The organism is Sphingobacterium sp. Lzh-3 (genome assembly GCF_046764375.1).
GTDB lineage: Bacteria > Bacteroidota > Bacteroidia > Sphingobacteriales > Sphingobacteriaceae > Sphingobacterium.
The window spans coordinates 1,195,746-1,209,215 of sequence record NZ_CP177226.1 but is presented as its reverse complement, the minus strand read 5'-3'; the positions used below and the strand labels follow the sequence as shown (position 1 = coordinate 1,209,215).

Genomic DNA, 13,470 nt, shown 5'->3' with positions numbered 1-13,470 from the left:
TATAGGAATGCGATAAACCATCTGAAAAATACTACATACAAGACTAAAAGACGACAACCTTAAAACGAGAAGATCCAAACACGAAGCTGTGCGAACAGCGCAAATACTAAAAAAGGAAGCATTCTTCAACAGAAGGAAGCAAAGCACACAACCAAAAAAGAAAGTCGCGCGAGAAAAAAAAATCCGATACACAGAAGTGTACCGGATTTCTTCAATAACAAACCAACAAAAACATACTAAAGATTCGGATTTCGAACCGTCTCTTCGTATGGTATAGCAAATAAATAATAAGGACTGTTTTCAACAAAATTAGAACCATTAGGAAATTTAGTAACCCGGTGCCCTTGACCATTAACAAGCTTAGGCTTACCGTCTGCACCTACAATTTCTACTTGAATTGGTTTTCCCTCCGCATCAAGATAGGACTTACGCACAACCTTTCCCTGAGTCCGGAGAATATCCGACAAAGCAAATCCTTCACCCCAAAGTTCCTTGCGTCTTTCAATAAGAATGGAAGCAATTAATTGTCCATTATCATTTCCTGAAAACAGTTTAGCGTTTCTAGCGGCCCGTAATTTATTCAGCGCTGCTACTGCTTTATCGTTTTCACCAGCTCTTGCATAACCTTCAGCCGCTATCAAAACCATTTCAGAAGCACGCATGTATACAATATCTCCAATTAAATTGGACTTAAACTTAAACTTCTTATACCGTAGGAAACCTTCCCGACCGGGTAAATTATCCCATTCAAATAAAGCGTAACGCACATCACTGGTATCGAATAAATCTTTAAAATAAGGATCGGCCATAAAACTATAGTAATAAGATCCAGCTGACGACACATCCAAATAATGAAATGTATAACTTGCCACATTTTGCTCGTTAGTCTGCTGATGTCCCCAAATCCACTCACTATTTCCAAGATCATTAAAACCGGCCTGATAATCTGACGGAGTCATTAAATTATACTTCTGCGCTGCTTTTTCGGCATATTCAGCGGCTAACTTCCATTCGCCTACTTGCAAATAGGTCCTCGCAAGCAGACCGTACACAACATTAATATTTATTTCATATTTTTCACGTATAACAGCCGAGGCTAATAATCCTTCACTGTCTTTGAGATCTTTCAATATAAGCTCATACACTTCTGCCTGTGTGGACCTTGGTTTTCCTTCAGTCGACAATGTACTTGGTTCCGTATAAATTGGAACCGATTTCGCATTTTTATCCTTTAAATAGCTAAATTGATAAAAGGTTGCCAAATTCAAATAGGAAAAAGCGCGCAAAGCTTTTGCTTTTCCTTTCAATACATTCTTAGATTCAACAGCCCCTTCAGCACCATCCACTTTCGCGATCACGTTATTCATATTATCGATCACTTTATAAAACATAATCCAAAAAGAATTGACACGATTAGACCGATTGTTTGTTAATTCGGTAAATGCATACGCATCGCGATAACCGTATTTGGTCGTCACCGCAACATCACTTCCCATCGCATCACTTGTACGCATTACTGCCGTATAGCCTGGATTGGCATAAGTAAAATAGGTATCATTTAAGTACTTCCAGGTACCGTTGATCACCGTAGCAACATTGTCGGTATTTTTAAATACTTCACCTTCGGGCACAGAAGTGGTCGGATCCAATTCAAGCGCATCCTTACACGATGCATTCATTAAGGAGAGCGCCAATATGATATATACAATTTTTAGTTTCATGATTTTCATTTAAATTCTCAGATTAACAATAAGGCATTAAAAAACAAGCTGAATACCACCGGATATTGTTCGCATTGCCGGATAGCGAAAATAGGTCGCCCCATTCACCGTCTGTTCTGGATCCATTCCTTGATGACCATAAAATGTCAATAGATTTTCGGCAGTTGCAAAGACACGAAGTTTTTCTACACCTATCCGCTTCAATAAATCCGAAGGTAATCTATAGCCCAAACTCACATTTTTAAGGCGTGCATAAGTGCCACTGTAAAGAAAACGTGTGGACGAAGAGGTCCAATTCAAATTATCAGTTGTCAATTTGGGCACATCGGTTTGCGTATGCTCAGGCGTCCAGCGCTCGAGGATCTCCTTGGACCAAGCACGTCCCGGATTATTACCACTATGCATAAGCTGAATATAATCGTTATCTAATATCTGTCCACCCAAACTAAAACTCAACAAAGCAGACAAATCAAAATTTTTGTAGGCGAAACTGTTTTGAATCCCACCGACAAGATCTGGCAATGAAGTCCCGGCAATAAAATTACCGGCCTTGCTGTATTCCGAAGTTTTTTCACCAGTTTTATTACCATCCTTATCAGCAGTATACCATTGCGGCAGACCGTTCTCTGGATTTACTCCAGCCCATTCCGGCAGATAAAAATCATAGATACTTCCGCCTACACGCAAAAGTTTATTCCCTGTAATGATCGGCTTGTTATCCTTCGGCAACGCTGTAATCTTGTTTTTGTAATGCGAAAGATTGACGTCTAAATTCCATTTAAAATTTTCATTTCGAACCGGGACAGTACGAATATCCACGTCGACACCCGTATTTTTCAGCGCACCAATATTTGCATCATAGCCCGTATACCCTGTTGAATAAGCCATTGGCATAGTAAACAGCAAATCCTTACTCCGACGGTTAAAGTACTCCACACTCAATGAAACGCGGTTATCAAATGCAGAGACATCGACACCTACGTTCAAATTGAGGTTCGACTCCCATTTTAGATCTGGTGTAGCCAACCGACCGGTATACGTTCCGCCTTTACCCAAACTATTTGCAATGGTATAAAGTCCTTTATAAGCATAATAGGTACCTAAATTATCGTTTCCTTGTCCGCCATAACTTGCTCTTACCGTCAACTGATTAATCGTTGTGTTATCCTTCAAAAATTCTTCCTGTTTCAGCTTCCATGATCCTCCCACAGACCAGAATGTTCCCCAACGTTTTGCTGGCGAAAAGCGCGACGAACCATCGGTACGCAACGAAGTTGATAAATAATACTTATTGTCATAGTTATATTCCGCTCTTCCCAAAAAACTCAACAACCTATAATCAACACTAGATCCTGTAAAATTATTGAGTTGTGAAGCAGCAACAGGTTCATCGAAGTAAGGGAGCACAAATTGCTGTCTGCTACCATTGATGTTACTACTGTTAAAATCATAGTATTCCTGACCGGCCAAAACATTGAGGTAATGCAAACCAAATTGCTTCTCGTAAGTCAATAAATTATTCCAGGTCTGCGCTACTGTACGAACATTTGAACGATAGACATATCCACCGGTATTCACACCATCTCCCAACAAAGGATTGGTATAGTCGTGTGTATTCCCATTGATATAATCAACATTATATGTCGACTTAAATTTTAAATTTTTGGAAAACAACACTTCGAGATAAGTTCGTGCAGATAGATTTTCCCGACGGATATCATTCCTATCCAAAGGAAGAGAGGCTGCTAGGTTACTACGTGGTGTGGCACCACTTGGCCGATATTCTCCAAAATCATAAATCTTATTTCCAGCTCCATCAAGCACATATGAACCATCCGCATTACGCTCGTAGTATGGATAAAAAGATGGCACCAGTCTCGTAAAATTTATGATGTTAGCCGTATTGCTGTCTTCAGACTGCGGATATTTTTGTTGTGTACTGCTACCACCTATATTGAGACCGACATTTAACCAGGATTTCACCTTACTGTCGATATTTGCGCGTAGATTGTACCGCTTAAATCCAGATTCGATCGCTATACCCTGATCGTTCAGATAACCACCTGAAATATAATAGGTGCTTTTGGCACTACCTCCGCTAAATCCTAGGTCTGCTTGTGTACGCACTCCAGTACGTTGCAATACGTCGGTCCATGGGTCATCCCATAGTGTCTTCGCACCAGCAACCAACTTACCATCTACTCCGACCGGCTGCGGGTATTGACTGCCATACGGATTGATATTTAAATCTGTCAATACGGTCTTGCTTGCGTTGGAGGCCGCTAGCTCTGCTGTAAGGCCATCTGACAGGTTTTTGTTTCTCAAAGCTTCCCAATAGAGCTGAAAATATTCATCGGTCGATACCTGATCATAGTCACGGACTGCACGGGTTGAATAGCCCTGTGTAAAATTGAGATTAATCTTGGTGTTGTCGGAAGACACACCGGACTTAGTTGTAATAATAATCACACCATTCGCCCCTCTGGAGCCGTAAAGTGCACTTGATGCTGCATCTTTTAAAACGGAGATAGACTGAATGTCATTCGGATTGATGGAGTTGATATCCCCGGCATAAGGACTACCATCCAACACGATCAGAGGTGAACTAGAGGCATTAATGGAGCCGATACCCCTAATACGGATGGCTGCTTCAGTACCTGGCTGTCCCGAGGACGCTACGGACTGTAAGCCCGGTACCTGTCCCTCCAAGGCCTTCGTAATATTTGATACCTGTCTATTTTCAATAGCTTTGCTGCTCACCGTACTGACCGATCCAGTTATGTTTGTACGTTTGGCAGTACCGTAAGCCACCACCACCACCTCTTCCAAATCTGTACTGGAGGGTTTCAAGGACAATGTTAAGTTTGTACTTGTTGCTTTCAGCTGTTGAGATTCATAACCTACAAAAGAAAATTCCAATACAGGTAATGCGTCACCTGTGACATTGATTGTAAACTCTCCTTTTGAATTCGTTAAGGTTCCTTGATTTTGCCCCGAAATGCGAACATTTACTCCAGGAAGTAGGTGACCGGTATTGGCATCAACAACTTTTCCTTGTATAGCCCGCTGCTGAGCATACAACCTGTTCATAGTAATACCTGATAATGCTATCGCAGCAATAGGAATGTATTTAAGTTTTGCGTACATCGTAAGAATGCTTTACTAAATAAGTTAAGTGTGATTAAATACAAAAAACACAGTGGCTCCTTGCATTCCAACAAAATCTACCGAATAAGTAGTTTTTATTGGAATGCAAATATATAACAAAATCTATTGAATTAATAGATTTTGTTATATAAAAACACAAAACACTGTAAATGAAATATTTAAAATTAAAAACTAAGCTTTCAAAAGTTATTTAGTAAGCTAACTCACTATTATTGATCAAGCCATTTTTGAAACTTCGGAGATCGTTCCTCACTAACAATGACTACAATTCCCGGTGGAGTTGAGGGTATTAACTCTAATTTAATTCTATTCCGGCTAATTTTTAACATGGATTGAATCGCATCTATTCGGACAAGAAATTTACGATTGATCTGAAAAAAAACTGTTGGATCTACCTGTGTAACGAGATGAGTGATGGTATCTTCAATAATATATGCAATTCCAGATCCTTTTTCTACAGCATACAGCTCTTTGTCTTCCGCCATAAAATAAGCAATATCAGCAATGGCCAGCGACTTTAAAAAATTACCATATTTCACTAGAAAACGCTGTTTGAGCCGAGGTTCTACTTTGGGCAGTAGCGGTTCGATACGTTTCATAACCTCAGTCAACTCATCGCTGTCGAAAGGTTTTAACAGATAGGCATAACCCTTATTTTGAAAGGCCTCCAACGCATATTGTTCGTAAGCAGTCGTAAAAATCAACGGCACATCGATAGATACCTGCTTAAAAATTTCAAAGCTCAGCCCATCCATCAGGTGGATATCCATAAAAATCAGATCGAATTGATTTCTATTGATTGTCACCACCGCTTCCTGCACCTCTTTTGCATTGGTAAAGATCAGTTCGCTTTCTCCATAGAGTGCAGTCAACATCTCCTTTAAGCCTACAAAAGCCCAGTCTTCGTCTTCGACAATCAGTATTTTCCATCCCATGGGTTGAATGTAATAAAAAATCCATTTCCTAAAAAGAAAATGGATTAATATATATAGGATTTAAAAAAAATCGATTATTTCAACAGATCGGGATTATTATTGATTGCTTCCTGTGGATAGCGTATCACATAACGAGGATCGTTCTGTTGCAGGGTTACCGTTCTGCCGAAACTACTGTGCGTGATCGCAGGACGTGTCGTCCGTTTTAGATCATACCAACGTAATCCCTCTAGCGCCAGTTCACGCTTACGCTCCAGTAAAACCGCATCTAGCAACTGTGCTGTTGACAAACTTGCGTCAGCCTTAGTTTCTTTGGCATAGGCATCTGCTGTGAATCTATTTTTCTTTAAAGCAGATAGGTATTTCAACGCTTCTGCAGTATTCCCCAACCGTACATAACATTCTGCTAAAGTCAAATAAAGATCAGCATTTCTAAAACTCACGTTAAAACGGTTGTCTCCACCTTTGAGAGATACAAAATCGCCACCACTTTTTTGGAAGTAACGACCTTTCCTCAAGTCACCATCCGAATATGCAGACAATAAGGAAGACGAAATAAATGAGCTCGAGCGAACTTCAGGAACAGACACTTTTTCCAGGGCCATAATCATCTCGGCAGATTCAAAATCATTCGGAAGTTGACTTCCCCCAACATTCAAGTCAACCAATTTATCGTTTATAGTGAGTGCCTTTTTTGCCGCATCAACCGCTGCTTGCCATTCTCCACGATATAAACGAACACGTGCGGCCATTGCATAAGCGGCACGTTTGCTAAAGCGATAATTAGCACCTTTAACCTGATCATCCACTGTTAATAAACTAGTCCCCTTCTCCATATCAGTTAGGATCTGCGCATAAGACTCTCCAATGGTCGCAGGCACAAAACGCTGCTCCAAATCAATTTTCGTTGACAAAGAGACACCGCGAAGCCCTGCATTATTAGCCGAATAGACCTCACTGTAAAGATTTAATAACTCAAAATGTGCATAGGCGCGCATCAGATAGGCTTCCCCTTTAATCTGATCCACCGTCGGATTGCTAGCCAACTTTTCATCAATAGTACTGATGACCTGATTGGTATAAAAAATACTGCTATAAAATGTCAAGTAAGGATAAGGAATCGTTGTCGGATCAGGGTTTTGATCATTCCAAAGATAGATATCTTTGGTTCTAGCAGCATCGGTCGAACTTTCATCTAACACTAACTCATCCGTACGTAGGGATAGATAAGACTTGTGTGCAGGAAAGTTTGCATAGCTACTTGTCATTAACCCCCTAAAATCACTTTCTGAAGCAGGAATGACAGTGCCTACCGGTTTTATATCTAAATATTTATCACAGGATGTCAATGCACTAGCGGCCATGATCATTCCAAAATAAATTATTTTTTTCATGTTATTATCAATTAAAAAAATTAAAAACTTGCTGACAGACCAAAGGCAAAAGATTTACTGATCGGTTGCGCATAATAGTTACCATAGGTCTCTGGATCAAAATACCCGTCGTAATTAGCACCGATAACAAAAAGGTTACGTCCTTCTACATTCACACGCAAATTGCCTGCGCCAATTTTTTTGCTTAGTGCGGCCGGTAAGGTGTAACCTAAACGTATACTATTGATGCGGACATAACTCATTTTCTTGGCCCAGATATCATATAGGTTGAATGATTTGATCGGATCGTTGCTTTCCATCCAACCAAAGGCCATCCAGCGATTATTTAATTCAGAACTTATACTTCCCAATGCGGGCATATTTCCGTCCTTTTGAACCGCCTTCAACAGATCTACAGTGTAATTCTGCCCCCGATCTACCAAAGCCGGGTTATAGGTGGGTGTACGGGTCACCCAACGTTCCAAATTAAATACCGCAGAGATCGCAAGATCAAAGTTAGCATAACGGAAACGGTTGGTCATACCGCCAACAAACTTAGGATCTTTACTGCCTTTATATTTAAATTTAGCGCGGTATTCTGCAGCTGTCATATCGGTTTGTGAAATATACCCTGGCAGGAACTCTGCCCAAGGATCATATAATCCATAGAACTCCTCAAAGCTTGAAACCGTTCCATCTTGATTTCTAAATTGCATCACCCCATCTTTATCCAATCCGGCTGTTTCCAACACATATAAACCATTAATTGGGCGTCCTACCTGTGTTTCAAGGGAATAAGCTTTTGGATTAGCCAGCACCTTTAATAGTTTGTTGTTATTATGTGCAATATTAAAATCTGTTGACCAAGAAAATTTATCAGTTTGGATTTGACGGCTTGAGATAGTCAATTCAACACCTTGATTTCTTGCGGAAGCCCAATTAACTTTTACATTTTGGAAACCATTTTCTAATGGAATTGCGCTATAGTCGATCAAGTCTGTGCTTTTTCTGTTATAATAATCAACAGTGATATTTAATCTATTTTTCCATAAGCCCAAATCAATTCCGGCATTATATGACTGTGTCTTTTCCCAGCGAAGTTTATCATTGGCAGGCATATCGACAAATACTGTTCCTTCATTACTACCTGGTAACATGGTAATGTTATTATAGTATCCAACAATAAAAGGATAGGTATTGCGATCAATATTTCCTTGCGTACCATAAGAGGCCCGCACTCGGAGATCAGACAAGGCTGTTTTTCCTTTTATAAACTCTTCTTCCAATACATTCCATGATCCAGAAATAGACCAAATCGGAAGAAAGCGGTATTTAGGATCTACACCAAACATATTCGAACCGTCTTGTCGAATACTTGCATATAGGTTGTATTTCCGATCAAATGTATAGGTTGCATTCCCATAGAACGAGGCATAAGAACTTTCCACAAATCCTTTTCTATATTGCACGAACCTTGAATCATTTTGGTATGTACTGTTTGGAAAGATAAGCGTTTGCGTCGTCAATGTGGCCGGGTTGTATCCAAAGCCTTTAGTCGTTACAATCTCACTCTTGCTCCGTCTCAGTTCTGTTCCGCCCATTACTTCCAGTTCGTGGCGATCGTTCCAAGTTTTATTGTATTTTAAGTACGTTTTCCAATTGTATTGAAACACGCTATTATTGGAATTCTCGATCGTTCCACCTACAGGTAAGAAATACTTATTTGTCTTACTAGCGGCATCATAGTAACGTGTAGCAGCGCGCAATTTGCGGGTATTATAGCTTTCCTGATCAGCAAATTTTTCTGTTTTATTTTCATCAAATTGCAAACCAAGCTCTGTTCTCAAGGATAACTGTGGTAAAATAGCGTATTCTAAATAACTGATTGCTTTTAACGCCTTATTCGTCAATGTATATTTGGTATTCTCACGTTCCTCTATTGCATTAAAAGGAATATAGGTATCTTTTTCAAAACCCTCGATATCTGGGTCATAGTTAAATTTCCCAGATTGATCATAAATAGAAAGATATGGGTTGACTGAACGCACATAATAACTTGGGTTCGTAAAAGCATCCCGATCTTGAATTGGATTTTGTCTATTCGAGACCGAGCCCAATAAATTAATACCGGCTTTAAATCGATCGTTGATTGTAAAGTCATTATTTAGCGTGAGGGAATAACGACGGAGATCTACCGCTTTTGTCGCTCCTTTTTCATCATAAAAACCACTGGACAAATAGTAGCGATGTCCATCATTACCACCAGAGATGGATGCCGAATATTGTTGATTAATTGCCTGACGGTACAATTCTTTCCCCCAGTCTGTTTGTTGTGTGCGCAATTGATTGATTGACTGTTGTACTTCCGGCGACAGAGCTGCTAAACCACCAGAACGATAAGCATCCAATGCATTTGCTTTGTTTAATATCCGCATAACAGCCCCCTTATCTGTACGATAATTTAAATCGGTACGGTCGGCCATCAAAAGTTCGAAATCTATTTTTTCACTGGCATCCATCAGATTAAGTTTACCAAAGTCTGGACGCTGTGTTACAAAGGTGTTGGCCGAAACCTGTAATTTTGCAGGTCCAGGTTTACCCCTTTTTGTGGTAATTACAATCACCCCATTTGCTGCCCTCGCACCATAGATTGAAGTCGCTGCAGCATCTTTCAAAACGGTAATATCGGCAATATCATCGGGGTTGATGCCTGCAATAGGAAGATTTGTCAAACTATTAAGATCGTCTTTATCTATTCGGTTTGGCATTGCAGTGCCTTCGATAGGCAAGCCATCAATCACCCATAAGGGATCCTGTGTACCATTCAGCGATACCGTACCACGGATACGGATCTGTGGTGCACTATTTGGTCCACCGTTAAAATTGCTCAACTGCAAACCCGCTACCTGACCAGCAAGCATTTCATCGATCGATGCAACCCCCGTCTGTTTGATGTCTGCTACATTGATTTTATTGTAAGCCGTCGTATTCTTACGTTTTTTGATATCCGTATAACCTGTTACGATCACCTCATCCAAGGATTCACCACTTGGCTGCAGCAAGATTGTTTTATGATCCTGGAATACCGGCACCTGAATACGCTGGTACCCGACATAGCTAATCGTTACATATTTTAAATTACTAGGCACTTTTAAGCGAAATTCACCAGCCGCATCGGTCAATGAACCCAAGGCCGACTGCTGCACCTGATTAGGTACACCGATATCTTCTGCTACTGCCGAACTTTCAACGACAACCGTCGCCCCAACGACCGGTTTTAACGTGACCGCATCCAGAACCTTTCCTTTCAGTTCCCTGGATTCCTGCGCATGCGCAACATGCACACACATGAAGGTCAACGGTATTAAAAACTTATTCATTTTGGTAGATGTTAATATATTAGTTTAATTCTAAGGTATTTGCAATACGTAGTAAAAGATCCATGTAATGCGATTTTGTAGTCGCGTCACCTGTCCGCTGCTTTTGTTTCAGCAACTGGTAAATCTCATATAGTTCAGCACGTTTATAGGTCAACATATCGGAAGTGCGTATCATGCCAGTGACATGTACATTCCGAAGTCCCGTTTGTGAAGAGGATGCATGTTGTGGATGTAAACATAGATCAGGTTTTGTCGCTTCAACCAGTTGCTCAATGCCTGCCAGTTTCTTCGCATTTAATTTCTCCATGGATTTATTGGTAGATACCATCAGAACATCCACATAGTTTTGTTGTAGCATCCGTGTCTTAAGATCCAACGATTGTCCACTGATGGTTTTAGCAAAGATCGTCTGACGTACAGAAGTTAGAAACTCAGGTGCACTCCATGCTTTTCTACTTCCAAAAAGATTTTCCATCTCAACCATACGCAGCAAACGTTCATCATTGACCAGTTTATACAACATAGCGTATTGAAATTCACGCTGTAAGTTATAAGGAGCATACTCAAATGGTCCTATTGGAGAATCTTTCAATGGAAAAGTTTTCGCCATCAGCTCTGGGACGAACAACCACTCGGGCATGTAAAAGACATTCTTCTTGAGATATTCCAAAGCACGCACTTGTTTGTCTTTTGGTACTGGGCTATAGGCATCTTTTTGATCACCCAAAACAGCATTTTCCAGGTATATACCCCCGATATTATTTAAGACATGGTCTGCATACGCGTACCATTGACCGACGACCCCCATATATAATTTTCCGGCACGGTAGTAATCATCACCTACATTAGTGGTCCAGTTAATAATATTAGGCATCATACGGCGCAGATTCAGCATGCCATATTCACCAGCTTTCATCGCGTCGTCACCAAGATCTTCCGATTGAGCCCGCGGATCGACGATATTTTTAGAATCTTGCTGTTCACCGTAATGGTAAATAGGATCATGTACATGGCTGTCAATTTCCTTTCTCAACAAAGGAATTTCATCCCATGGTTGCGTTTTACCATACCAACGGTAAGCCCAGCCAATGGCATACTTGTCGTAAGCACCGATCACAGGAGTGATCTGTTCCACACCATCTTCGGGTTGTGCCACATAATTGAAACGAGCGTAATCCATAATTGAAGGAGCAGTCCCCCCCATTTTGGCGGTGAAGCTTTTGCTACGCAATGAATCAACAGGAAAACTTGCCGAGGAGCCCATGTTATGCATAAGACCCAAGGTATGGCCAATTTCATGGGAAGAAACAAAGCGAATGGCATGTGCCATTTTTTCATCCGAAAACACATTGGATCGTACGGATGTATCTACTATACCTGTTTGTATACGCATCCAGCTATTTAAAATCGTCATGACGTTGTGCCACCAGATCACATCGGCTTCAAGGATCTCCCCCGAGCGCGGATCGACCACAGAAGGTCCCATGGCATTAGCCTGAGCAGATGCGGCATAAACGATCGAGGAAACATTGGCATCATCGGGATCAAATTTGACACTATCCGGCTGTTGTTTGGCCAGAATTGCATTTTTGAAACCAGCTGCTTCAAAGGCAACCTGCCAATCATGAACTCCATCGATGATGGCTTGTCGCCACTGTTTTGGTGTCGCCGGATCTAAATAAAAGACAATCGGTTTCTTTGGTTCGACCAACTCCCCTTTCAGATATCGCGCTTTATCTTCGTCACGCGGTTCTAAACGCCAGCGATTGACCAGATTTTTCTTATCCAGTTCCTGTTGTTTATCATTAAAATACCACCGTGGTGAAGTAAAGAAACCTACTCTTGGATCTGCAAACCGCGCAACCATAGGATTTTCAGGCAATTCGTAAAGGTTACTTGTAATTTCTAAAGAAACCGGTACAGATTCATTACCTTCAGTAACCTTGGTAGAGAATACAGACTTCACAACGATATTATTCGCATAGGATTTAATGTCTTCAACGGTAGATATACTCGTTTTAGGTGAAGTTCCCAAACCCAAAGACGTAAACACATCCGTAAAGCTTTTTTCTGAACCATCAAATACTTTGTTGACTTTGATCACCACGGCACTTGAATCTTTTGAATAGCTTTCAATTTTAAAAGATTCAATATAAGAAGGGCGATAATTATCATATACCGAAGCGGCTATTGCGTCACCTTTAGGGACTTCAACCTGCGGCTTAATCTCCGAAACCCATACCTCTTTCTTCTCTTTGCGAAGTGTAAACCGGATGACCTTATTTTCATAATTCATCCCTTTGTTTACCCCAGCCTCATTCAAGGCCAACGGTACAGAAGATAGCTTTTGGATCAACAATATATCTTGCCCCATCTTTTTCAATGGAATTTCAAAGAAGTAGTTGTTTTCTTTACGGATCACAGTAAACATTCCACTATCCACACGCGCATCTTTCAACAATTTGTCGTATGCAGCTGTAGAATCTTTCTTTGCCGTAGAATCTTTGGCAGAAGTAACCGTCTCTTTTTTTCTTAAACCTACTGTTTGCAATATAGAACAAGATTGCATTAGACCCGCCGAAAATAAAAGACCAATGGCTAGCTTAGTATAAGTGTTTTTCATCAAATAATTATTTTTGAGCTCGCTTTCAAAGGCATAAATGAGCTCGTGGCATTCTATTTGTTTTTCACTGGTGACGACGTAACATCAACCGAAAATCCATTGTTGATCCTAAGCCTGTTTTAGCTTCGGATTTTGTAACAGAAAGTAATTGCATCTATTCCATGGAGGTCAATCATAAGTTGCACTTTATAAAGACCTTGGCATTTTATGGGATAAGATTAGGCTAATCACAAACTAAAACCGCTGGATTAAGAGCCAAATTTGTTAAAA

The 13,470-nt window shown here is 40.5% G+C and carries 6 protein-coding genes; all 6 read right to left on the bottom strand.

The window, feature by feature from the left end; translation table 11 throughout:
- Positions 1–236 precede the first annotated feature (236 nt).
- The gene (locus ACLCDV_RS04935; protein ID WP_411973031.1) at positions 237–1,721 is read right to left on the bottom strand and encodes a RagB/SusD family nutrient uptake outer membrane protein; all 1,485 of its coding nucleotides are present in this window, start codon (positions 1,719–1,721) and stop codon (positions 237–239) included.
- Positions 1,722–1,757: 36 nt separating this feature from the next.
- Positions 1,758–4,868, bottom strand: coding sequence for a SusC/RagA family TonB-linked outer membrane protein (locus ACLCDV_RS04930; RefSeq protein ID WP_411973030.1), 3,111 nt, complete (start codon positions 4,866–4,868; stop codon positions 1,758–1,760).
- 230 nt (positions 4,869–5,098) lie between these two features.
- Positions 5,099–5,824: a LytTR family DNA-binding domain-containing protein gene (locus tag ACLCDV_RS04925; protein ID WP_317668259.1), complete on the bottom strand. Its 726-nt coding sequence runs from the start codon at positions 5,822–5,824 to the stop codon at positions 5,099–5,101.
- Between the two features lie 74 nt (positions 5,825–5,898).
- Positions 5,899–7,218 carry a RagB/SusD family nutrient uptake outer membrane protein gene (locus ACLCDV_RS04920; RefSeq protein WP_411973029.1) on the bottom strand — a complete coding sequence of 440 codons (1,320 nt, stop codon included), beginning with the start codon at positions 7,216–7,218 and terminating at the stop codon, positions 5,899–5,901.
- Positions 7,219–7,238: 20 nt separating this feature from the next.
- A complete protein-coding gene (locus tag ACLCDV_RS04915) occupies positions 7,239–10,577 on the bottom strand; it encodes a SusC/RagA family TonB-linked outer membrane protein (protein ID WP_411973028.1) in 3,339 nt (1,112 codons plus the stop codon).
- 19 nt (positions 10,578–10,596) lie between these two features.
- Positions 10,597–13,200 carry a zinc-dependent metalloprotease gene (locus ACLCDV_RS04910; protein WP_411973027.1) on the bottom strand — a complete coding sequence of 868 codons (2,604 nt, stop codon included), beginning with the start codon at positions 13,198–13,200 and terminating at the stop codon, positions 10,597–10,599.
- Between the last annotated feature and the right edge of the window lie 270 nt (positions 13,201–13,470).

Bases quoted from the DNA above. Each gene is read 5' to 3' on its own strand.
- ACLCDV_RS04935 (WP_411973031.1), bottom strand. From the start codon at position 1,721: ATGAAACTAAAAATTGTATATATCATATTGGCGCTCTCCTTAATGAAT.
- ACLCDV_RS04930 (WP_411973030.1), bottom strand. From the start codon at position 4,868: ATGTACGCAAAACTTAAATACATTCCTATTGCTGCGATAGCATTATCA.
- ACLCDV_RS04925 (WP_317668259.1), bottom strand. From the start codon at position 5,824: ATGGGATGGAAAATACTGATTGTCGAAGACGAAGACTGGGCTTTTGTA.
- ACLCDV_RS04920 (WP_411973029.1), bottom strand. From the start codon at position 7,218: ATGAAAAAAATAATTTATTTTGGAATGATCATGGCCGCTAGTGCATTG.
- ACLCDV_RS04915 (WP_411973028.1), bottom strand. From the start codon at position 10,577: ATGAATAAGTTTTTAATACCGTTGACCTTCATGTGTGTGCATGTTGCG.
- ACLCDV_RS04910 (WP_411973027.1), bottom strand. From the start codon at position 13,200: ATGAAAAACACTTATACTAAGCTAGCCATTGGTCTTTTATTTTCGGCG.